The organism is uncultured Gilvimarinus sp. (genome assembly GCF_963972205.1).
Classification (GTDB): Bacteria; Pseudomonadota; Gammaproteobacteria; order Pseudomonadales; family Cellvibrionaceae; genus Gilvimarinus; species Gilvimarinus japonicus.
Window position 1 is genome coordinate 189,251 of record NZ_CAXAUC010000002.1, and the last position, 22,821, is coordinate 212,071.

Annotated in this window: 12 protein-coding genes; 7 read left to right on the forward strand and 5 right to left on the reverse strand. The window is 52.7% G+C overall.

The window, feature by feature from the left end; all coding sequences use genetic code 11:
- Nucleotides 1-8: 8 nt before the first annotated feature.
- The 5 genes from AACY82_RS05390 to AACY82_RS05410 all read left to right on the forward strand — a co-directional run bounded on the left by AACY82_RS05390 (nt 9) and on the right by AACY82_RS05410 (nt 7,162).
- Nucleotides 9-953 (forward strand): glycoside hydrolase family 43 protein, encoded by a 945-nt coding sequence (locus AACY82_RS05390; RefSeq protein WP_339615761.1) that lies wholly within the window; start codon nt 9-11, stop codon nt 951-953.
- A gap of 45 nt (nt 954-998) precedes the next feature.
- The gene (locus tag AACY82_RS05395; RefSeq protein ID WP_339615762.1) at nt 999-2,927 is read left to right on the forward strand and encodes a glycoside hydrolase family 97 catalytic domain-containing protein; all 1,929 of its coding nucleotides are present in this window, start codon (nt 999-1,001) and stop codon (nt 2,925-2,927) included.
- A gap of 49 nt (nt 2,928-2,976) precedes the next feature.
- Nucleotides 2,977-4,821: a family 43 glycosylhydrolase gene (locus tag AACY82_RS05400; RefSeq protein WP_339615763.1), complete on the forward strand. Its 1,845-nt coding sequence runs from the start codon at nt 2,977-2,979 to the stop codon at nt 4,819-4,821.
- 129 nt (nt 4,822-4,950) lie between these two features.
- The gene (locus AACY82_RS05405) at nt 4,951-6,483 is read left to right on the forward strand and encodes an alpha-L-arabinofuranosidase C-terminal domain-containing protein (protein ID WP_339615764.1); all 1,533 of its coding nucleotides are present in this window, start codon (nt 4,951-4,953) and stop codon (nt 6,481-6,483) included.
- 160 nt (nt 6,484-6,643) lie between these two features.
- Nucleotides 6,644-7,162, forward strand: coding sequence for an RDD family protein (locus AACY82_RS05410; protein WP_339615765.1), 519 nt, complete (start codon nt 6,644-6,646; stop codon nt 7,160-7,162).
- 120 nt (nt 7,163-7,282) lie between these two features.
- Here the strand turns inward: AACY82_RS05410 and AACY82_RS05415 are convergent, their stop codons facing one another.
- Nucleotides 7,283-9,142, reverse strand: a complete 1,860-nt coding sequence (locus tag AACY82_RS05415; protein WP_339615766.1) for a lytic polysaccharide monooxygenase — start codon at nt 9,140-9,142, stop codon at nt 7,283-7,285.
- A 687-nt stretch (nt 9,143-9,829) separates the two neighbouring features.
- Here AACY82_RS05415 and AACY82_RS05420 point away from each other — a divergent pair.
- A complete protein-coding gene (locus AACY82_RS05420; protein WP_339615767.1) occupies nt 9,830-10,105 on the forward strand; it encodes a hypothetical protein in 276 nt (91 codons plus the stop codon).
- A 12-nt stretch (nt 10,106-10,117) separates the two neighbouring features.
- On the opposite strand, the gene AACY82_RS05425 is transcribed toward AACY82_RS05420, so the two are convergent.
- A complete protein-coding gene (locus tag AACY82_RS05425) occupies nt 10,118-11,272 on the reverse strand; it encodes an MFS transporter (protein ID WP_339615768.1) in 1,155 nt (384 codons plus the stop codon).
- A 252-nt stretch (nt 11,273-11,524) separates the two neighbouring features.
- Between AACY82_RS05425 and AACY82_RS05430 the strand changes: the two genes are divergently transcribed.
- A complete protein-coding gene (locus AACY82_RS05430) occupies nt 11,525-13,318 on the forward strand; it encodes an adenylyl cyclase (protein ID WP_339615769.1) in 1,794 nt (597 codons plus the stop codon).
- 68 nt (nt 13,319-13,386) lie between these two features.
- Here the strand turns inward: AACY82_RS05430 and AACY82_RS05435 are convergent, their stop codons facing one another.
- The 3 genes from AACY82_RS05435 to AACY82_RS05445 all read right to left on the reverse strand — a co-directional run bounded on the left by AACY82_RS05435 (nt 13,387) and on the right by AACY82_RS05445 (nt 22,706).
- Complete coding sequence (locus tag AACY82_RS05435; RefSeq protein ID WP_339615770.1) at nt 13,387-16,986, reverse strand: discoidin domain-containing protein; 3,600 nt, start codon at nt 16,984-16,986, stop codon at nt 13,387-13,389.
- A gap of 159 nt (nt 16,987-17,145) precedes the next feature.
- Nucleotides 17,146-20,790, reverse strand: coding sequence for a discoidin domain-containing protein (locus AACY82_RS05440; RefSeq protein WP_339615771.1), 3,645 nt, complete (start codon nt 20,788-20,790; stop codon nt 17,146-17,148).
- A gap of 611 nt (nt 20,791-21,401) precedes the next feature.
- Nucleotides 21,402-22,706, reverse strand: coding sequence for a PAS domain-containing methyl-accepting chemotaxis protein (locus AACY82_RS05445; protein WP_339615772.1), 1,305 nt, complete (start codon nt 22,704-22,706; stop codon nt 21,402-21,404).
- Nucleotides 22,707-22,821: the final 115 nt, after the last annotated feature.

Sequence of the window (22,821 nt, forward strand, 5' to 3'; positions counted from 1 at the left end):
GTAACACTATGAAAAAATCACTTAGCGTTCTTATCGCTTCGCTCGCTCTTACCGGCGCCGCTGCGCAGGCGGCCAACCCATTGTTTAGCGATGTACTGACGGCCGACCCGGCCGCGATGGTGCACGATGGTACCGTGTATCTGTACACCGGCCACGATGAGGCACCCGACAATAAAACCTTTTACCAAATGAATAAGTGGTTGGTGTTTTCCTCCACCGACATGGTCAACTGGGAGTCTCACGGCTCGCACATGAACGTCAAAGATTTTAAATGGGCCAAAGGTGATGCCTGGGCCGCCCACACGGTAGAAAAAGACGGTAAGTTTTACTTTTACACCACGGTGCGCCACGCCACTATTAACGGCTTTGCCATAGGAGTGGGTGTGTCTGATAGCCCCACCGGACCCTTCAAAGATGCTCTGGGTAAAGCTTTGGTCACTAACGATATGACCACTGACATCGACATCGATTGGGATGACTTAGACCCTGCGGTTTATATCGACGATGACGGCCAAGCCTATATGTTTTGGGGCAATTCGCAGGCGTATTACGCTAAGTTAAAAGACAATATGATCGAGTTGGATGGCCCGATTCATAAAATTGATATCCCCGACTTTACCGAAGCGCTGCACGTCCATAAGCACGGCGAGTATTACTATTTAACGTATGCCACAGGCTTTCCCGAGAAAACCTCCTACTCCATGAGTAAGTCGGTCACTGGCCCCTGGGAGCATAAAGGTCTTTTAAACGAGCTGGCGGGTAACTCGAATACCAACCACCAAACTATTATCGACTTTAAAGGCAACTCGTACTTTATTTATCACAACGGCAGCCATATTCCAGACGGCGGCAGCTTTCGTCGCTCAGTGTGTATTGACGATTTGCACTACAACGCCGACGGCACCATCAAGCGTATTGTGATGACCAGTGAAGGCGTCGATCCAGTTAAATAAACACTGGCTCAACCAAATGTAAATTAGCGGTGGTAAGGAATGGGTATGAAAGTTTGGATGGTTGCGGTCCTGAGTATATTGTTGGCCGCTTGCGGCGCTAAATCGCACTACACGGTTACCAGCCCCGATGGTGATCTAACGCTAACCTTGACGCAGGCCAGTGACGGTAGCGCCTTGTATGAGGTTGCCCAGCATGGGCAGCCAGTGCTGACGCCATCGCCTTTGGGCTTAACGTTAAGCTCGGGTGACTTTACCCGCGAACTCACGGTGGAGGCCGCAGGCGAGCCGACGCTGGTAAAAGAGCACTACACCATGGTGCAAGGTAAACAGCAGGATATTAATTACCTTGCGCGGGAGCAGCGCTTTACCGTGAGCAATGCCGACGGCCAGGTTTTGCAGGTTGTGTTTCGGGTGTCCGACGACGGTGTTGCATTGCAGTACCGTATTGCCAACCCAAGCGATCAGGCTATTAGCGTCACCGACGAGCTAACCGGCTTTGCGCTGCCTAAGGCAACCAAAGCGTGGTTGCAGCCGGTGGCGTTGGCGCAAACGGGTTACAAAAAGACCAACCCATCCTATGAAGAGCATTACCAAATGGGCATTGACGCCGGCACCGCAAGCCCAACCGAAGCGGGCTGGGTATTTCCGGCGTTGTTTAAAACGCCCGGGGCGTGGGTGCTTATTACCGAGGCGGGCATGGATGGCGATTTTCATGCCTCGCGCTTGCAGCAACACAGCGATAATGGTGTTTATCGTATCGGCCAGCCAATGCAGCCCGAGGTCACCGCCGGCGGCGCGCGTATGGCCAATGCCCGTGGCGACTTCCATTCGCCGTGGCGCATTATTACGCTGGGCGATTTAGCTACTGTCACCCAGTCGACTCTGGGTACAGATTTAGCCGACCCCGCAGTGGATGATATGGCGTGGGTTAAACCCGGCGTGGCGTCATGGAGCTGGGCGCTGTTAAAAGATGACTCCGTCAACTTTGATACCACCAAAGACTTTATCGATTACGCTGCCGACATGGGATGGCAGTACACTTTGATAGATGCCGATTGGGATAAAAAAATTGGCTGGGATAAACTCGCTACTCTGGTCGATTACGCCGCTAAAAAAGACGTGGGAATACTGGTGTGGTACAACTCATCGGGCGCCTGGAACGAAACCGTGTACTCGCCTAAAAGTGCATTGCTTAGCGCGGCCGATCGCGAGCGAGAATTTTCGCGCTTAGAAAAAATCGGCGTTAAAGGGGTTAAGATCGACTTCTTTCCAGGTGATGGTCAGTCGGTTATGGCGTACTACAATGATCTTGTGCGAGACGCCGCCAAGCATCACCTGTTGCTAAATTATCATGGCTCGTCGCTGCCGCGCGGTTTGCATCGCACTTACCCCAACCTAATGACGATGGAAGCGGTGCATGGGTTTGAGATGATTACCTTTATGCAAAACTCCGCCGACTTGGCGCCGTCTCATATGGCGATGCTGCCTTACACGCGCAATGTCTTTGATCCGATGGACTTTACTCCCACCACCTTTGGTGAAATTCCCAATATCGAGCGACGCACTACCAACGGTTTTGAATTGGCGCTGCCGGTGTTGTTTACCTCAGGTATTCAGCACATTGCCGAGACGCCAGACAACATGGCCACGGTGCCCGCTTACGTTAAAGGTTTTATGCGCGGATTACCGGTACTGTGGGATGAGTCGCGTTTTGTTATGGGCTTTCCCGGGCAGTCGGCGGTGTTCGCGCGGCGCAAAGGCAGCACTTGGTACGTGGCGGGCATTAATGGCGATGATCGCGCTAAAAACATGACGTTAAATTTAGACTTTATTGCTGGCAAAACCGGCGTGTTGATTACCGATGGTAAAACGCCGCGCAGTTTTAGTCGCTTTAGTATTACCGCGAGTAACGAGCTGGAGCTGCCGGTAAAAGCTCACGGCGGCTTTGTGATGACGTTTAACACCGGTCAGTAACAACTTAAATTAATAATGGAGTGGGCGTTGCATCGCTCAAGGGTAAGTTATGAAATTACACAATGTAAAATCGGCGGTTTTAGCCGGCGTTATTGCGGCGCTAACCGTAACAGGTTGCGCCAGCCAGAAGGAATCCGTCAGTACACAGGATGTTAATAAGAAGAATACGAGCGCGAGCGAGCTGCCCGAGGGCACTTTTGCCAACCCGTTATTCGCCAACGGCGCCGACCCTTGGCTGGAGTATTGGGACGGCAATTACTACTTAACCACCACCACCTGGACGTCACAGCTGGTCATGCGTAAATCGCCTACTTTGGCCGGTTTGTCTGAAGCGGCGCCAATTAATGTGTGGTCCGATACCGACCCGGCGCGCAGCTGGAATTTTTGGGCGTTTGAGTTTCACCGCTTAACCGGCCCCGATGGCCCGCGCTGGTATTTAATGTATACCGCCGGCCAGCATGGCACGCTTGATCATCAACACTTGTCCGTACTCGAAAGCGCCGGCGATGATCCTATGGGCCCCTACGAATACAAGGGCCACTTTATGCCTAACGAGTGGAATATCGACGGTACCTACCTTGAGCACGACGACAAGTTGTACTTGTTGTACTCGCAGTGGCAGGGCGATGAGCAGCTCAACCTGATTACCGAGATGGAAAACCCTTGGACCCTAAAGGCAGGATCACCTAAAGTGGTTGTTACGCGCCCGACGCTCGACTGGGAAACCAGTGGCCGCAAAGTGACTGAAGGGGCCGAAATTTTAAAGCATAAAGGCCGAACCTTTTTGATCTACTCGGCGAGCTTTTGCGATACCCCCGATTACAAGCTGGGGATGAAAGAGTTGGTGGGTGATGACCCGTTAAACCCTGATCACTGGAAGCAGTTTGACGAACCCGTTTTTCAGCGCGGCAATGGCGTTTTTGCCCCTGGCCACAATGGCTTTTTTGTCTCGCCCGACGGCACGCAAGATTGGATCGTGTACCACGGTAACTCGAAAGAAGAGTACGGCTGTGGTTCTACCCGTTCGGTGCGGGCGCAGCAGTTCAGCTGGACGCAAGACGGCCTACCTGATTTTGGCGAGCCAATTCCCGAGGGGACGCCCGTCGCAATGCCCTCCGGCGAAAACGGCCCAATCAAGGTGAGCGTGCAGGGGGTTCAGCAGCAGCTGGTTAATCGCAAGTCTGGCCAGTGTTTAACAAGCCACCAGGGTGTGACCAAGTTGGCTGCCTGTGGCACCGGTAGCGGATTGTGGGTGCTCGATTCAACCGCCGATGGCGCTTACCGCGTGGCGAATGTAGCTGATGGTACCTTTTTAGATGATAATCAAGACGCATCTGCATGGCTTAATACCGCAACGCAGCGTTGGACAGCCAGCACCACAGAGGACGGTTGGTTAAGCCTTAACAATAACGCTAGCGGTAAAAAATTAGCGGCATGCAATGCCAGCGAGTGCGCTGAATGGCGCTTGGCACCGGTCGGCAAGGTTGCGTTAATGAGCGTACAAAGCGGCAAGGCAGTGCAGGCGGGCAGCGCTAAAAACCCGACTAACGTGGTGCAAGATGCCTGGGGTCAAAAATTGTCACAGCAGTGGCAATTTAGCCATGTTGGCGAAGGTTATTATCAGCTACACTCAAACGCCAATAACCTGCAGTGTTTAGCGGTGGGTGGCAACCCGATTGTCCCAGGTGCCAATGCTATGCTCGCCGCCTGTGAGGGCGAAAGCGCGCAGTGGCGAGTCGACAATTTAGGTGATGGCTCGGTGCATTTAATCAACCGCTTTAGCAGCCTAAGCCTAAACGTTGACAGCTGTGCACTGGATAACGGGGCCAATATTTCTCAAGCCCCCACGATGGCAAACGACTGCCAGCGGTTTCAGTTGCGCGAGGTTAAATAACCCAGCTTTGTGATGGCACTGGGCGGTATCGTTTGCGATAGGGCCGAGTGTCATTTCAGGGTTAGATGAGTAGATGGAAAAAAGCTAGTATTAAAAAGTATTCATAATCAAAAAAAGTAGGAGACCACAATGAAGTTAAAAGCCCTAGCGGCGATTGGTTTACTGTGTGCAGGCGCCCAGCTGTCCGCTAAAACCTTAAACGTCGATATTGACATTCATGCCGACCAAACCGGCCCGGTAATTAACAAAGACGTCTATGGTCAGTTTGCCGAGCATTTAGGCCGCGGTATTTACGAAGGCGTGTGGGTCGGTGAGGACTCAGCTATCCCCAACACTCGCGGTTTTCGTACTGATGTACTAGAGGCTTTGCGTGCGATTAAAGTGCCGTTAGTGCGCTGGCCCGGTGGTTGTTTTGCCGATGAATACCACTGGCGCGAGGGCATTGGCCCCCGTGAAGATCGCCCGACTAAAGTAAACACTCACTGGGGTGGCGTCGAAGAGCCCAACTCGTTTGGTACCCACGAGTTTTTTGAGTTTGTCGAATTGCTGGGCGCCGACGCTTACGTTAACGGCAACCTCGGTAGTGGCACTGTCAAAGAGATGGCCGAGTGGGTCGAGTATATGACGGGCGATAAAGGCTCAACGCTGGCCAATGAGCGCCGCGCCAATGGCCGTGAAGAACCTTTCGATATCGCCTACTTTGGCATTGGCAACGAGGCTTGGGGTTGCGGCGGCAATATGCGCCCAGAGTACTACGCCGATTTGTACCGCCAGTACGCCACCTTTTTAAAAACGCCTCAGGGTAAGCGTCCCAAGTTTGTCGCCAGCGGCGGCCATACCGAAGACACTAGCTGGACTGACGTGTTGAGCAAAAACATCGACTCTAATATCGACGGTATTAGCTACCACTTTTACACCTTGCCCAACAGCGATTGGGATGAAAAAGGCCGTGCCATTAAATTCAGCGAGCAAGAGTGGTTTAAAACCATGGAGCGTACTTACCGGATGGAAAAGTACATCCGCGCTAACGTTGCCAAGCTGGATGAAAATGACCCCGAAGGCAACATAGGCTTGTACGTGGACGAGTGGGGCACCTGGTACGACCCGGAGCCCGAGCGCGACCCAGGCTTTTTGTATCAGCAAAACACTTTGCGCGATGCAGTGGTTGCGGCGGTGAACTTTAATATCTTTCATCAGCATGCCGAGCGGGTCACCATGACCAATATCGCGCAAATGGTGAATGTGCTGCAGGCAATGATCCTGACCGACAAAGAAAAAATGGTGCTAACGCCCACGTATTACACTTACGGTATGTACAAGGTGTTTCAGGATGCAACCAGCATTAAGTTCAACCTAAAGACCGACAAGTATAAAAGAGGCGATAAGACCGTCCCCGGTGTTACCGCCTCGGTCGCGCGTGGTACCGGTGGTAAGTTGTACCTTGCACTGGTTAACCTAGACCCTAGCAACAGTGCGGACATTGATCTGAATGTTGCCGGTGCTAATGTGACCCGTGCGGTCGGTCAAATTTTAACCGCCGATGCGATGGATACTCGTAACACCTTCGATGCCCCCGAAACCATCGCGCCAACAGCGTTTGAATCGGACTTAGACGATCTGACGATTCCGGCAAAATCGGTAGTGGTGGTTGAGTTAAAGTAAGGCCGTCACCATGTGAGTGAAAGCTCGCAATCCAAAAGCCCGGATAAGCCATTTGCTGCTTACCCGGGCTTTTTTGTGCGGACGTTGTTTATTGCTACTAAGTTGCCTTGCCTATCAGTCAACCGCTATGCTTGTGGCTGATACAACCAAGGAGACACCCATGCAACATGAGCAAGACACACAGGCTGAACAAAACGCCTCTTTGATCGACGCCGATACCCGTTATACGCTCGCCCCGCGTATTGTGCGCTTGTTTGCGGCCCTTATCGATTTAGCGTTATCGCTGCTGGTTGTGGTGCCGGTTACCGTGTATTTTGGTGTATGGGATGGTGTTCTAGAGAACCCCGAAGCGGGCTCGGCATTGCCTTGGACCACGACTTTGTTGTTAGCTCTGCTTAACTGGGGGGTGTTTTTCTTGTTGCATGGCGTGCTGCTGTATCGCCACGGGCAAACCATCGGTAAGCACTGTGTCGATATTGCCATTGTCACGCTGGATGGCGATAAACCCGATTTTATCCCGTTAGTGGCCAAGCGTTATTTGCCCATTGCACTGGTGACCTATGTGCCGGTTGTGGGCGGCTTACTTTCCCTGATTGATATTTTGTTTATATTTCGCGCCGATAAACGCTGCGTACACGATTTAATTGCCGGTACACGAGTGGTTAAGCTGGCAGACTAACCGTTAACCTAATGGGCGAGTAACGGTTTCTTTAAAAGCGAAACGAAGAAAATCACTGGCAGCAAAAATAAAACCCCCGCCGAGCATTTGCTTGGCGGGGGTTTTTATTGGAGGCTTCGCTTACTGGCAAATGTCTCCTGTCACGGAAACGGTCTCGGCACTGCCCGAGCCCTGAACCCCAAAGCTAACCGACTGCCCCGGGTTGATGGTACTGTTGCGGCCAATATCGCTGGCGGTAAATGGGCCGTTACCGGTCACGTCAGCTTCCCAGCTGTTGGTAATGCTCACGGGGTTACTGTACTGCCATTGTACGCTCCAGCCATTGACGGCGCTGCTCCCTTCATTGGTAAGGGTGATGTTAGCGGTAAAGCCTGAGCCCCACGCGTTTTGGGTTTCGTACTCGCAGTTTACCTCGCCCGTACCCGAGGTACTGCTGGACGAGCTGGACGCAACGCTCGATGAGCTGCTAGAAGACGATCCACCGATAATGCCATAAGGTGCCGGCTGCGCCGCACAGGTGTTGGCACCAACGCAGCTTTGATTATCCTCATAGCCCCAACCATCGTTGCTGTTGCTGCACAGTGGTGTGGTGGTGCCGTACCAGTTACATTGCGTGCCGGCGGGTACCGAGCTGTTCGAGCTGCTGGCCGACGAAGTGCTGGAAGAACTGCTGGATGAGCTCGCAGTATTGAGCTGCAAGAATGCGCTGGTGTAGTTTGAGGGTGTTTGGACGTACACGCGATTGTCGGTTGCGCTTTGCATAGCCACCACGTCACCGTCTGAGTTTAATACGCCGACCTGTACATCGGAGTTTTCATCGTTTACTGCTTGTGCCAGAGCGTAAGGCCAGTCATTCGCGCCGGCATTGTTAGCGTCGAGTATTAAAGATTGCTCGGGTAAGTAAACATCGGTGCCGCTGTTTTCAACTAATCGAAGGCTCACGGCATCACCAGCGCTTAGGCTCTGTGAGGTTTCGCTTAGTGCGCCAAGGTCTTCCCAGTTAGCACCCGCGGCTGGTACGTGAACAATATCCACCGAGGTGGTGCTAGTGGCGTCGGCATTATTCACCTGTAAGTTTACGGTGACGGTTTGTTGCGCGTCTGGTTCGGATAAAGTTAATACCGTATTGTCGCCACTGGTGGTGCTTAAACTGTATAGCGAGTCGTTGTCGGCGCTTAGGCTCCAACTGTAACTTAGATTGTCACCCTGTGAGCCCGAGCCGTCAAAGCTGATACTGCCTGCGCCGGCAAAGGTGCCGCTCGACGGGGTGGCGCTAATATCGGCAACCACCGGTATGTTGCCGGAGCCGCCATCAAAGCTTACATCCACGCAACCGTGGAAGCGTTCGTAGGTAAATTCATTGCGGCCCCACTCGCCATAAATAACGTGTCGGCCACTGCGCTCGGGTACATCGCAACTGGTGTGGAACAGGGCATTACCTTTGTCGGGCACAATGTCGGGGTTGGCGTTTGGGTTGCTGTCGTCATACTCAAGCACGCAAAAGGCTTCGCTTTCAAAATCGTTCCAGCTTAGTGGTTGGCCTACCTGAAAATCAAAACCGGGCTTGGTGATCCAATATCGAAACTCTTCGGTGTCATCAAAGTGCGGCCCCCAAGAAATGTTCCAAGTAAAGGTTTGCTCGCCCGCGCTCATGGGGTTGGTGGGCCAATCGATGGCGCTGTCCCACGGGGTGGCGCCGCCTTGCCAGGTTTCACTGTCAAAACCACAAACATTGTCGGGCAGTGGGGTTACCCCTGCGCGGCCCACGTCGTGAGTCAACACACTCATAAATGAATAGCCGCTGGTAAAGTCATCGGCAAATGCCTGGGCACAGGCGCTGCCGGGTTCGGCGGTATCAGGCTTAGTGCTGGCGCCGCAAAACCAATTGCGCGCGGGCGGGTCGGAGATTAAACCGTGACCCCAAGCGCCACTGCTGGCGAACAAAATTAGCGAGCTTAGAAATACTTTGTTGTTACGCATAAAAAATCCTTCTAGTGATTATGTTTTGTATTTAGCGCGTGGCCTAAATACATGGGCAGTCACATCTATTGCTGTTAGGGCGTCCAGCCCTTTTTTGATGTGAACGGGCTCTCCTTGATTTTGCTGGTTTAACGCTGCGAACTTTAATGTCAGCGCTACCATTTTTTGTTGAAAAAATATCGATGTTATCGATAAAGCTAGGTGGCATCATTTTGTAATTGCTCAGGTAGAAGTTACCTGCTAATGGCCTGTCCTTTTTGTTTTATAAAAAATATCCATGGTGTTAATTAGGCGCCATTAAAAAATCAGAGGTCGTGAATGCTAAGGTTTATCTTTAAATTTTTTCGCTCGCCTTCGTGAATCCGTAACACTGATTAGTTTCTTTGTGGCGCTATTTCAAATGCTGCGAACTGGAAACGAGAACCGACGCACGCTGTTAACATCTTTTGACTTCTGAATCATCCCGCCGAGAAATATAACGAAAAAGAAAGGGGTGAATAAATTTTAAAGACATTAGAAAAATCGTTCAGGCGATTAAAAAAATAATGACGCGTAAAGTGAGGTTTTGGTGCTTGCTGTAATCAAAGAACCGGAGGATTGCGGCGCCAGAGAGGTGGTGAAAATGCGCCTTGACCCACCCTGGCGCAAGTGGTTTTATAAGCCACATAACACTAACGGAGATTAAGCGTGAAAAACTGTAATAATTGTCATGCGCCGATAGGCTTTCGCAGCGTACTTAAATCGGTAAACCCGGTCCGTATTACCTGTTCTAACTGTAAAGCACGTCTGCCAATTAAATTGCTGCCGGTACTGGTACTCATTTTTTTGGTGTCGCTGGTCTCTATCGCGGCGGTGGTGGCGTTAATACCTTATACCGAGGTGATGTTGTTGGTGTTGTTTGGCATCGCCTTTGCCGGGGAGTATTTCTATTATCTATTGCTGCGGGCCGGCTACCTAGAGTAGCTTCGCCCGCGATCACTTCGCTTGAGGTAGCGACCGCCCCAGCGTCGGCCCGACTAGGGCCACCAGTAGCAGTAATCCCGCGACAATCAAAAAGGCAGCGGTTAGCCCGGTGACATAGGCGACAAAACCAATCATTGCCGGCCCTACCAAAATACCGGCGTAGCCAAGGGTGGTTAGTGCTGGCACTGCTTGGGCCTCAGGCATGGTCGTTTGCTTGCCCACCAGCGAGTACATAATAGGGGCGATATTGGCGCCACCCATCCCCACGAGTGCGTAACCCACCAAGGCCAGTTGCCAGCTAGGTGCCAAAGTGGCCAGCGCCACTCCCGCGGCGGCGAGTGCCGCGCCGCTTACCAACACCCGAAGCAATCCCGCGCGGTGAATCAGCCAATCACCGCTGAGCCTACCAATGGTCATGGTCAGCGCAAAGGCGGCGTAGCCCAACCCCGACTGTGCGGTTGCCATATTTTGCATTTGGGTTAGGTAAACGGCACTCCAGTCGAGCATCGCGCCTTCGGCTAAAAAGGCGATAAAACACAGGCCGCCGAGTACCAGAACGATGCCGTGGGGCAGTGCGAAGAGTGGTCCGTCTTGCGTACTGGCGGTGTGGCTTAGTAAATAGCGCCAGGTTATGGCCAGCGCCAACAGGATCAAAAGCGCGATGCTTAGTGCGGCGTACAGCGGTGCGAGCCCGATACTTAATAGCGTGCTGACGCCCACTGCGCCGATAATACCGCCAAGACTAAAAAGGCCGTGAAAGCCTGACATTAACGGCCTGCCGCTGGCCTTCTCGACGGTGACGGCGTGAATATTGGCGACGCAGTCGGCCGTGCCAAGGGCCGCGCCAAAGACAAAAAGTGTGACGGCCAATACCCAGCTTGTGTGACTGCTGGCCAAAATAGGTAGGGCGGCACACAAAACGGTAGCGGCCAGAGTAAACACCTTGCGGCAGCCAAAACGTGAGGCAAAAAGGCCCGACAGGGGCATAGCGATTAACGAGCCAATGCCGAGGCAAAGCAGTAGTAAACCCAGCTGGGCCTCGTTGAGTGAAGCCCGTGCTTGCGCGTAGGGCACCAATGGCGCCCAGGCGGCGAGTGAGCTACCGGCGATAAAAAAAGCGGCGCGGGTGGCGTGCTGGGCGTGGCGGCTGGCAGGGTGTGGCATCATAAAATAACGTGGTTGACTGCGGGGGCTACAGCATACTAAGTTTTGCTCGCTAGCGGTCGAAAGATAAGGCAAATAGTGTAAATGACCACTAAGACCGCGTATACTGCGGTGCATTAATAGGGCGCTTGCTAGCGGTAGCAGTAGTCGCGCCTCACAAAAACAAGTACGATCAGAATATACAAGAACGGCTGCCCTGCCGCTTTAATCACATGAAGCATACTCAAACACTAATAAACAAGTGAGTAGTGCTCTATGCTTCGCAAACGTTTTTTAACCCCTGCATTGGGGGTGAAAGTGCTGCTGGTTGCAGCCTCGGCGGCGGTTTTTTTAAGCTGCTACCACGGTAATACCCCCCCTAACCTCGATACCTCTGCTTATACATCGATATTTGGCGATCACGTGCTGGTGTTTGATGACACTATGGACGAGCGCGATATTCAAGATACCTTGGATGCGCTGCACCATCAGCAAAAACACAATGAATTTGGCTCTGAGCGCTATGCCCTGCTGTTTAAACCTGGCAACTATGGCTTGAATGTAACGGTGGATTATTACGTACAGGCACTGGGGTTGGGTCGAGTACCGGGGGATGTCAGTATTAACGGCACCGTCCAGTCCATTGCCTCAACCGAGGGCAATAAAGTTACCACCATGTTTTGGCGCGGCGCCGAAAATTTTAAAGTTAAGCCACACCATGGCAACACCTTGTTGTGGGCGGTATCTCAAGCGGCGCCTTACCGCCGTATGCATGTCGAGGGTAGCGTTAATTTTGACAAGGGCAGTTGGGCCAGCGGCGGTGTATTGGCAAACTCGGTGGTTGAGGGGCGCGCCGGTCTTACCACCGGGCAGCAGTGGTTTACCCGCAACTCTGAGCTAGGCCGCTGGGTGGGTGGCAATTGGAACCGAGTGTTTGTCGGGGTGAAAGGCGCGCCGGTTGACCAGTGGCCCGAAGAACCCACCACCATCATTGATCAAACCCCAGTGATTCGCGAAAAGCCCTTTTTAACCCTGGATGATAGCGGCGCTTACGCGGTATTTGTACCGACGGTGACGCGCAATACAAGCGGCGTTAGCTGGCGCGGCGAGCCGGAAGCGGGCGAGCTGTTAAACCTTAAAGATTTTTACATCGCGACGCCCAGCAATGACACCGCGGCGAGCTTGAACCAAGCGTTGGCCGCCGGTAAGCACTTACTGCTAACGCCTGGCATTTATTCGCTCGATAGCGCCTTAAAGGTATCGCGTGCCGATACCGTAGTACTCGGTCTTGGCCTGCCCACTCTGGTGCCACAGCAGGGCAGTGCGGCCATTTCCGTGGCCGACGTCGACGGGGTAAAGCTAGCGGGTGTTATGGTTGATGCCGGTCCGGTTAATTCACCGGTGTTAATTGATCTGGGCGAGCAAGGCGCCAAGGCCAGGCACGCGGACAACCCCAGTAGTTTGCACGATGTGTACTGCCGCGTGGGGGGCGCTATTGCCGGTTTGGCCGAGATTTGTCTGCGCATTAACAGTCACCATGTGTTGGTTGATCACGTGTGGTTGTGGCGCGCCGACCACGGTACCGGTGCGGATTGGAATGTGAACAAAAGCCGCAACGGGCTGGTCGTTAACGGCGACGATGTGACGATTTACGGTTTGTTTAACGAGCACTTTCAGGGGTATCAAACCTTGTGGAATGGCGAGCGCGGCCGCACTTATTTTTACCAGTCTGAGATTCCCTACAAGCCGCCGAGTATGGCGGCCTGGAACGATAACGGTAAAGCCGGCTTTGCCTCGTACAAGGTGGCGGACCACGTACAAACACACAATGGTTGGGGCTTTGGTATTTATAGCTTTTTTCGTGGTGAGCCCACGGTGAGCAATAATGTGCGTTTAGAAAACTCGCTGGAGGCGCCTTATAACCCTGGCACTGCTATTCATCATATTGCGAATTTTGCCGGTTTAAACGGTGGCATTAACCACGTGGTGAACGGCGAAGGGCCGGCCACCGAGGTGGGCGAATTAAATTTTTACGATGGTTTTTGGGGAGAGAAAGCCGACGAGAAATAGCGCGAGATAAAAAAGCCCCCGCTGAGCAATCAGCGGGGGCTTTTTTGTGCACTTATAAAACCCGTGGCTTACTCTATGTTGATGGTAAAGTCCGGGGTCTGATTGCGGATGTTGATCGCGTTGTTGGTTAGCGTTAGGTTGGTGAAAGTGACGCTACCGACCGCCGGGCCTTGTCCGGCCTCGGGCATGGGGTTTGCCCAAATACCAAAGCCTGAACGGTCGGGGAAGCGCGGATCGATACGCGCCCCAGAGATGGTGACGTTATCGAGCACAGTGTCTGCAATTGGGTTTTGCGCATTGTTACCCACGTAGTTGGTTTGAAACATAATGCCGTGAAAGGTGGGGTCGATAATGTCTAGGTTGTTGATACGAATACCCTGGAACGTATCGGATGCCGAAAACATCCACAGTGCGGGGAATACTTGGTCGCCCCAAAACTGACCGCCGGAGCGAGCGATAGTGATGTCCTCGAAGTTGGTGGTGGGGTTGGCTTGAAACCCGGTAAAAGCGTAACCAAAATCCAGCGAACTAATGGTTAGCCCCGAATAGGTTAGGGTATCTTCCACGCGGATATTGCGAAAGGTGTTGCCCTGCCCGCCGTAGGCGGCTAAGCCCGCGGCGCGCCAAGGTGTCATCGCGGTTAAGTTCTCATAGAGGTTGTCTTGCACCACACCGCCGCCATTGTCAGTGGCACCAAACAGGGCAAAGCTGTCGTCCCCGGTGCTGCGCGCTTCAATATTGCTAATGTGATTACCGCTACTGCCATTGGTAAAGTTTAAACCATCGGCAAAAGTGTTGCGGATACGTGAATTTTTAATGGTGGTGTTGTGTACCGATGACCCCCAAAACATACACACTTGGTGCTCGGCCCAGATGTTGTCGATGGTCATATCCGATACGCCACTAAAATCAAAGACTTTACCCGGCCCGTCAATGCGACTGGTGTAGTTGCCAAAAAACGCAAAGTTAGCAAAGGTCGAGCCGTTGGCCGAGTTGTTTACCATAAATCCGGCATCGGTATTAGTTTGACTTTGCGGCGTGGTAAATTTTGTATACCAAGGGCCGGCGCCCACAATGTTAAGTGGCTTGCCGTACACTTGAAACTTATAAGCGGTTTCGTAGGTACCAGGCGGTAAATATACCCCTTCGGCCGTGTTGCTCATTCGCGCTTCGTTGATGGCGTTTTGTACATCCTGATGACTAAAGCCCGTGGGGGTGATATAGGCCGCCGGGTTGGGGTTAGGGATGGCTGAAACCTGTTCCAGGCTGATGAAATCAATTGTGTACTCACTGGTGTTTGCTGCATCTTTTTGCAGGCGAATGTTACTGCCTGCGGGGATCGTGCGGTCAAACATCACGTGGGCTTCGTCGTAAATATGACGTGCCGGGCCTGAGCTTGGATTATTATTGGGTTGCGTTTCGTCGCCGTACAGCCACGCGTGTTTTGAGGTTAACTCAATGGCTTTTTCAAATTGGCCGTCAACGTAAATGTTGAGCGTGCTGTCAATGCCGCCACCGCCGGGCGCGTCGGGAATCGAAAAACGCGTGACCAGCGTGTTAGTTGGTTCGTCACTGGTAAAAGCCACATAATCACCGGTGTCGCTGAGCGTTACCGCTTGGCGCCCCGACGCCTCGCCGGCCAGATCGCCAATGATACGATTGGGTGCGAGTGCTTGAGCATTGCCACCAAGCTGACCGTCTTCGGCTTGGTATAAGCTGTAGGGCATACTGGCGCCCCGGCCGTCATTGGGGTCTGGGTCTGTTCCCTCAGCTTGCGTTGTACCGCTTATCGGGGAGCTGTTTGCCGACTCACCAAATTCGTTGTAGGCAATGAGCGTGTAGCTGTAGTCGGTACTCGCGGCTAATCCGGTATCTTGAAAACTATTGGCGCTGATGTCGGCAATCTCATTGCCATCGCGCAATAAACGGTAACCGTCTGCTAGCGCTACCTCGTCCCACAGTAAATACAGGGTAGAGGACGTGCCACCCGCAATCGTTAAATTTTGTGGGGTGTTAGGCGGCACCGGGTCGGGGTAGCCGTACATTTCAAGTTCGGAAATTTGTGCGGCGGGCCAACCGGTGTTGTCGTTTATTTCTAGCTGGACAAAGCGGGTACCTACTTCGTTAAATGCGATGCTTACGCGGTTACCATTGTTTGGGTCAAAATGATAAGCGGCTGAATTTTTTATGCTCGTGTAGTCGGTACCGTTGTTGCTACCACGTATAGAAAGTGTTTGGCTGCGCGATTCCCACGCCATATCATCGGGTAACGTTAGGTTTATTTGGTCGATGTAGTGCGTGCTACCAAGATCCACCGTTAAGTGCTGCGGAAAGCTATTGCTGGCGCTCTCCCAGTAGGTGCTTTGATCGCCATCGACGGTATTGTTTTGCAAATGGTAAGGCCCGGAGCTGGACGCACTCACTGGTTTGTCGAGTGCAACATTATCGTTATCAGGGGGCGTGACTTCGCTGTCAGTGGTGGCCGATACACTCGCGCTTGGACTCGATTGTCCGTCGCTGTTATAGGCGCGAATGACGTAGGTATAAGCGGTGTTGGCAGATAGGCCGCTGTCGACAAATTGCGTGGATGTGGTCGAGTCAACCACGGCGCCATTACGCAAAATATCGTAGCCTTGGGCATAGGCCGCGCTATCCCAACTTAGGCTGACACTGGTTGCAGATGTATTGTTAACTGCTAACCCTTGTGGCGTTGCCGGTAGGGTGGCAGTGCCTGAGTCAAACTCAATCCAGTTGACATTAAATAAGCCGCCCGAGTCCGAACCGTTAAACACTAGATAGAGGTCGTGAATGCCGCCGCTTGTGGCAACCGATCCGGTAGCGGTCGTCCAGTTTTGCCAGCCGCCGGTGTTATTAACCGCCAGGCTACCAAGCAGGGGGCCGGTGGTACTGTCGAGGTGAAATTCAATGGTGCCCCCGCTGTGATTGCTAGCGACCCGCGCGCTTACGCCGTTCAGTTCACCGCTTGCGCCAAAGTCGACGTTGTTGAGGCGCACCCAGTCGCCATTGTCGATCCAGCCAATGTTGTTGCCGCCACCGGTGTCAGTGGTGGGCTCGGTTTGTACTCCGCTCATCCCGTCGTATTGTGCCACATCGATTTTGTCGTAGGCGTAGCGGATCTGGTTGTTGGTTTGGTCTGCGCCGTAAACTTCAAATTCGGCGATTTGCCCGGCAGCCCAGCCCGAGTTGGCGCTGATGCTCAAGCGCACATAGCGTGCATTGGCTTCGGCAAAGTTAAGGGTCACCCGGTTGCCGTCAGCGGGGTCAAACATATAGCTGGATTGATTCACCAGCGTGTCGTAGTTGGCGCCGTCGCTGCTAGCAAGTAATGTAATAGTCTGAGTGCGACTGCCCCAATTGGCGGGTACGGTGAGTGCCACTTGGTTGATAGCGCGGCTCTGGCCAAGATCGACCGATAACGTTTGTGGAAAACTGTTGTTCTGGCTCTCCCAGTAGCTAGATGAGTTGCCGTCATTTGCTTGAGTGGCTGAGTAAACATCGGCGTAGCTACTGGCGCTAATGCTTTGTCCCTGGGCAATATTGTTTGGCGCAGTTTGCGCGAGGGTGACACTGGTGGCAAAACACAGGGGGGTCATTAGGCCTATAAGCTGAGCTAAGCGTTTGCGATGTAAAAAGATAGCGGTATGCATAATAATAACCTGTAAAGTTTAAAAACAGCTCTCCGGTTTTGGGCGCGACTGGCAAAAAAAGAGTGATGGCGAACCATAAAGCGCCGGAGCAGTAAGGAGAGACGTTATATTGTCGGGTAACATCCAGAGCCGCCCGAGGGCGACTCTGGTGAATAGGTTTTACTGAATGTTCAGATCAAACCCTTGCTGGATAAAGTTGGTGTCTGGGTAAGCCACATTGCTGGTGCTTAGATTGTTAAAGGTGGCGCTACCGTTACCTGTGTAGGTGTAAATCGCCGCCCCTAAGTGTTTACCCGAGAACCGAGAGTCAACCTCGCCGTCAAGGCCGGTACCGTCGATGGTGATATCGTTAAACACGACGTTTTCAAAACCGCCGCCGTAACCCATTTGAATGGCGTCGCGTTGGGTGTCGTAGATATCAATATTGGATACGGTTAGGTTGCGAATCGGATCAACCGAGGCTTCTAGGTCAATCGCACCGCGCTCGCCACCCCAGGTATCCAAGCTGGTACCACTGCGGATAATTGTGCTGTCAGAGAATACGATGCCGTTGTTATTTTGAAAGTGATAACCCGGAAAAATCGTGTTCATCCTAAAGCCCGAAGCGCCCACGCCATCGACAATCAAGTTGTAGGTGGCTTCGTGTCCGCCACCGCCAAAGAAGGCGATGCCGGCGGCGCGCCAGTTAAACTCGATGGTGTTGTGGGTAAAGGTGTTGTTGACACCGGCCGGTGCACCATTGACGTTACTGGTCCATACGGCCAGGCCATCGTCACCGTTGTTGCGCACGCTGCTGTTGCGCACCGTGGAGTTACTGGTGCCTTGAGCAAAGTTAACGCCGTCGGCCAGATTGTTGCGAATACGGCTGTGTTCAATCAGCAGGTTGTCGGCAATAATAGCCGGCGTATGGGCGTAATCCCCCACCCAAAAGCCACACTCAAAATGCTCGACCCACACATTGTGGATACGTGAGTCGGTGCCCATGTTATCCATAAAGGCTTTGTAGATGGCCTGTTGGTTGTAGCGCGAGCGCAGCATCGAGTTCATGTACACATGGCTGAAGTCCAGCTGACCCACCACCCGGAACGAAACACCGCCGGAGGCTTTGTTGGGGTTGGTAAACTGGATGTTGGTGTGCCAGATGCCCGAACCCATAATGGTTAGGTCGTCAATTTCGTTGCCGACATCGCCAATCACCCACATGTTGCCTAAGTCGAAGGTGCCCGGTGGAATGTACAGTGGCTGACCGTTGGCAACCGCGGCATCCACGGCTTGGTTAAACGCTGCTAAATCATCCATGCCGTCGTTGGCTATTGCGCCAAAGTCGGTAACGGCGATGGCGTTGCCCGGGCGAGAAATAGGCGAGGGCACACTTTCTATCTCTAAAAAGTCGACGCCGTATTCGAGATTGTCGCTGTTGGATTTCTCGATGCGAATCACATCGCCCGCTTGCAGCGGCGTCGCCAGCTTCCAGTGAGTTTCGTCAAAGCGGAACAGCGGGTTGCCGCCGCCGGGGGCATCTGAGGGGTGACCACCACCCACGGCAAAGTACTGGTAGTTATAGTAGGAAGTTAACGGCACAGTTTGCGCTTTAGTGCCATTAACGTAAACGTCCAGTGAGCCATCTAGCCCCATACCGTCGCTTGAGTCGGGCATGGTAAAGCGCATGGTAACGCCCGCGCCGCCTTCGTCGTTGCGTATTGTCCACTCGGCGTAAGAGCCACTGCTAGGCAGCGCGATATACGCTTGGCCCGATGCCTCGGAGGCGGTTTTTAGCTGATCGAACATGGGCGCGGTTTTTAAAATGGCCCCGCCACCGTAGTTAGCACTTTGGGTATCGTAGCGATCGTACGGCATATTAGCGCCGTGCTCATCGTTAGGCTCTGGGTGATCGGGGTTAGTATCACTGCCTTCCTCAAGTGTTGTGGCGGTAATAGTACCGCTGGTGTTGGATGCACCAAACTCGTTGTAAGCGCGCACGCTGTAGCTGTAGCTGGTTTCCGGAGTTAGCTCGGTGTCTTGGTAAAACGTGGAAGTTATGTCCGCGACCACCGCACCATCGCGCAATAACTCGTAACCATCGGCTTGGCTTGAAGCCTCCCAACTTAAGAATATAGCGGTAGACGATTCACCGGTCACATTTAGGTTGCCCGGTGTGCTAGGCGGAACTGGGTCAGGGTAGCCATTAACTTCAAACTCAGAGATTTGCGCCGCCGGCCATCCGGTGTTGGCCGTTACCTGCAGTCGTACATAACGTGCGGTGGTCTCGTTAAAGCTAATGGTAGCGGTGTTGTTTGAGGTCGGGTTAAAAGTCGCCCCCGTTTGACCGGCAATGTTCGTAAAATTAGTGCCGTCGTCACTGCCCAGTACCGTGACCGTTTGCGTGCGGGTTTCCCACGCGGCATCGTCGGGTAGTTTTAGAGTGACTTGGTTAACGTAATGGGTGCTGCCAAGATCCACGGTTAACTGCTGCGGAAAACTATTGCTGGCGCTTTCCCAGTAGGTGCTTTGGTTGCCGTCCACTGCGTTGGCATCTGTGTGATAGGCATCCGCTGATGAGGCGCTAACGGGCTTGCCGTCGGCAACATTACTGCCTGTGGGCGTGGTTCCGGTGTCGCTGGTTGTGGTGCTAACGCTTACGCTGGCCGCCGAGGTGCCATCGTTGTTGTAGGCGCGTACCTGGTAATCGTAGCTGGTGTTAGCGCTCAGGTTGGTGTCTTGGTAATAAGTATCGCTGGTCGATGCAATCACACTGCCGCCGCGCAAAATATCGTAACCGTCGGCATTGGCCGAGCTGTTCCAGCTCAGGCTGACCGATGAGCTGGTAACGGCACCAACACTTAACCCTTGTGGCGTTGTTGGCAAACTTACGTCGGAGCCTGAATCAAACTCTAGCCAGTTGATGTTAAATAGGCCGCCTGCGTCTGAACCGTTAAACACTAGGTATAAGTCGTGAACGCCCTCGGCGTAAATGTTGGCAGTTTCGGTTACCCAGTTTTGCCAGCCACCGGTGTAGCTGGCATTGATGGAGCCGATCAGCTCGCCCGTCGGACTGTCTAAGTGCAGCGCCATGGTGCCGCCTGAGTGATCGCTGGCAAGGCGGGCGCTCACCTGGTAGGCGCCAGTGCCAAAGTCAACGTCTTCAAACATCAGCCAGTCGCCGTTATCAATCCAGCCGACGTTGGCGCCGCCACCAGTGTCGCTAGTCCCTTCAGTCTGCACGCCGCTCATATTGTCAAACGATTCAGCCTCTATGCGGCTGAAGGCGCTGCGTGGTTCGGTACTGGTGACTGAACCAAAAACTTCAAACTCTGAGACTTGCGCCGCGGGCCACTCGCTGTTGCCGGTCACTTGCAAGCGAATAAAGCGTGCATCAGTATCGGGAAAGTCAATGCTGACGTGATTTAAGTTAGCGGGATCAAACAGGTAATCGCTGTTACTTGCTACGGGCGTGAAGTTGCTGCCGTCACTACTGGCCAACACTGCCATACTTTGCGTGCGGCTGCCCCAAAAGTCCGGTAGTTTTAGAACGATTTGTTCAACCGTATTGCTGCTTCCTAAGTCGACCGTTAGATTTTGTGGAAAAGCGCTGTTCTGACTCTCCCAGTAACTGTTGCTGTTGCCATCATTAGCATTAGCGGCGCCGTACACGTCGTTGATGCTGGTGGCGCTGATGTTTTTGCCTTGCGCTAAATTGGTTTGCGCCAGTGCCTGTACCGATACCATACACGGAATGCTTAGTACCCCGGCCACTAGCCCGGCTTTACTGAGTGGGTGTAACCATTTTGGTTTAAATGTCGTCATTATCTAGCCTCTCTTATTAGCTTTATATGTGCTCTAACTTTCAAAAAAGCAGTCGTTTTACACTCATAAGCAACGTTACGCCGCGCTGAGTGACTTGCTTTTCGATGGTGGCCATCCGTGCCGTTCGACACTCCGGTACGACTCGCTGTGTCGGTGCGACTTGAAATATGCTGTGTTTAATACTGAACCGGCTCGGCGTTTATTGGGGGTTCTGCGCAACGATCTTAAATCGCAATGGTTATGACGAATTACATGAGCCGTTCAACCAATGTTGTTATTGTGCTTAATGCGTAATGAGAACGATGACGAGATTTAATAGCAGGGTTTTTAGAGTGTCTATAGCGATTGGTGACGTCGGGCCATGAAAACGTTTTCGCAGCATGAAATCGTTTTCGAGCTGTGACCGATGGGAATGACAAGATTATTTTTTACTACGATTTTAATTATCTGATTTTTTCTAGATAGTAACCCGTAGGTTTACAATGAGAGGCGTTTGTGCGTGCTGGTCGATGGGGTTTCGCATCGACCAGCACGCGACGTTGTTCTTTAAAGCCAATAAAAATAAGGGTGGGACAAATTTCTACGCGAGCCTAATTTTCTCGCGTGCGGTGTTAATCCTCGTTTAGCGATAAACTTGCTACCGTGTGCGATACCTTTTTTGCGCTAACATTAATGTCGTGGATAACCTCCGCGACCTGCACATTGAGCGCGCTTCCCTCGCCAACAGAGTGCGACACTGAGTTTATCTGGGTGGTAATGGTTTGCGTTAGCCCTTGATTTTGTTTTACGACTTGTGCGATTTCCTGGGTTGATTGCGATGTGCGCGCGGCCAGTTGCCTTACCTCATCGGCGACCACCGCAAAGCCCCGGCCGGAGTCCCCCGCGCGGGCCGCCTCAATGGCGGCATTTAGCGCAAGTAGGTTGGTTTGCTCGGCGATACCACTAATGGTCGAGACGATAGCGGTAATGTGCGACGACTGCTCGTTGAGCTTATCTATTAACGTCACCGCGTCTTCTACATGCTGATTGATGGAGGCAAAGTTATTCACCGCTTGCTCGAGCATTTTAGTGCCTTTAACGGCTGTGTCAGCGGTTTGCAGAGCTGAATCATGTGCGACGTGAGCGGCGGCCGACACTTGTTTGGCGTGCTCAACCCGGGCACTGATGTCGGCGGCAAACTTAACCACCTTATAAACGTTACCCTTGTCGTCCATAATGGGGTTGTAGGTGGCCTCTAGCCACAGTGTGTTGCCCGAGGCGCTGCGGCGCTCAAACCGGCCCGATTTGAAGCCGCCTTGGGATAGCTCGCGCCAAAAATTAGGCTGCTCGTGGTAGAAGTCTTTGGTGCAAAATATTTTGTGGTGTTTGCCTTGTATGTCTTCTAAACGGTAGCCGACGGTACGTAAAAAATTATCGTTGGCGGTAAGGATGGTGCCATCTGGGCTAAATTCTATGACCGCCATAGAGCGGTTTAAGGCCGTGGTAATATCGGCCTGAGCATTTAATCGTAAGTGTTCTCGGGTGACGTCAGTGGCTATTTTTGCGATTTTGTGAATCTGACCATCGCGAGAGATCGGAAAGTAAGTGGCCTCCAACCATATTTGCTCGCCGCTTGCTGTGACGCGAGCGAAAGTACCACTGATGCTTTTTCCTGCCGCTAAGTCTCGCCAAAAGTCTTGGTACTCGCGGCTGTCGGCATAGCTCGAGCTACAGAAAAGACGGTGGTGCTTGCCGACGATACCGCTTAAGGCATAACCGGTCGTGTTTAAAAAGAGCTCGTTAGCATCGAGTACTGTACCCTGGGGTGAAAACTCGATGTAGGCCATATGATCTCTGATTGAGCTAACAATAGCGTTGGCCGCGTTCGCACTGTGTTGTAGCTCGCTCACTTGCCGTTTAAGAGCATTGTTAAACATATTGGGGTGTCTCCTGAAAGACTGCAGCGGTACACCGGCTGCCTGTTCTAGTATCCCCTTATGTACGTGAAGAATGATGTTTTAGATGCCATTGTTTGGGTAAAGAAGCGTAATG

Bases quoted from the DNA above. Each gene is read 5' to 3' on its own strand.
- AACY82_RS05410 (WP_339615765.1), top strand. From the start codon at position 6,644: ATGCAACATGAGCAAGACACACAGGCTGAACAAAACGCCTCTTTGATC.
- AACY82_RS05400 (WP_339615763.1), top strand. From the start codon at position 2,977: ATGAAATTACACAATGTAAAATCGGCGGTTTTAGCCGGCGTTATTGCG.
- AACY82_RS05405 (WP_339615764.1), top strand. From the start codon at position 4,951: ATGAAGTTAAAAGCCCTAGCGGCGATTGGTTTACTGTGTGCAGGCGCC.
- AACY82_RS05445 (WP_339615772.1), bottom strand. From the start codon at position 22,706: ATGTTTAACAATGCTCTTAAACGGCAAGTGAGCGAGCTACAACACAGT.
- AACY82_RS05415 (WP_339615766.1), bottom strand. From the start codon at position 9,142: ATGCGTAACAACAAAGTATTTCTAAGCTCGCTAATTTTGTTCGCCAGC.
- AACY82_RS05440 (WP_339615771.1), bottom strand. From the start codon at position 20,790: ATGACGACATTTAAACCAAAATGGTTACACCCACTCAGTAAAGCCGGG.
- AACY82_RS05390 (WP_339615761.1), top strand. From the start codon at position 9: ATGAAAAAATCACTTAGCGTTCTTATCGCTTCGCTCGCTCTTACCGGC.
- AACY82_RS05430 (WP_339615769.1), top strand. From the start codon at position 11,525: ATGCTTCGCAAACGTTTTTTAACCCCTGCATTGGGGGTGAAAGTGCTG.
- AACY82_RS05435 (WP_339615770.1), bottom strand. From the start codon at position 16,986: ATGCATACCGCTATCTTTTTACATCGCAAACGCTTAGCTCAGCTTATA.
- AACY82_RS05425 (WP_339615768.1), bottom strand. From the start codon at position 11,272: ATGATGCCACACCCTGCCAGCCGCCACGCCCAGCACGCCACCCGCGCC.
- AACY82_RS05395 (WP_339615762.1), top strand. From the start codon at position 999: ATGAAAGTTTGGATGGTTGCGGTCCTGAGTATATTGTTGGCCGCTTGC.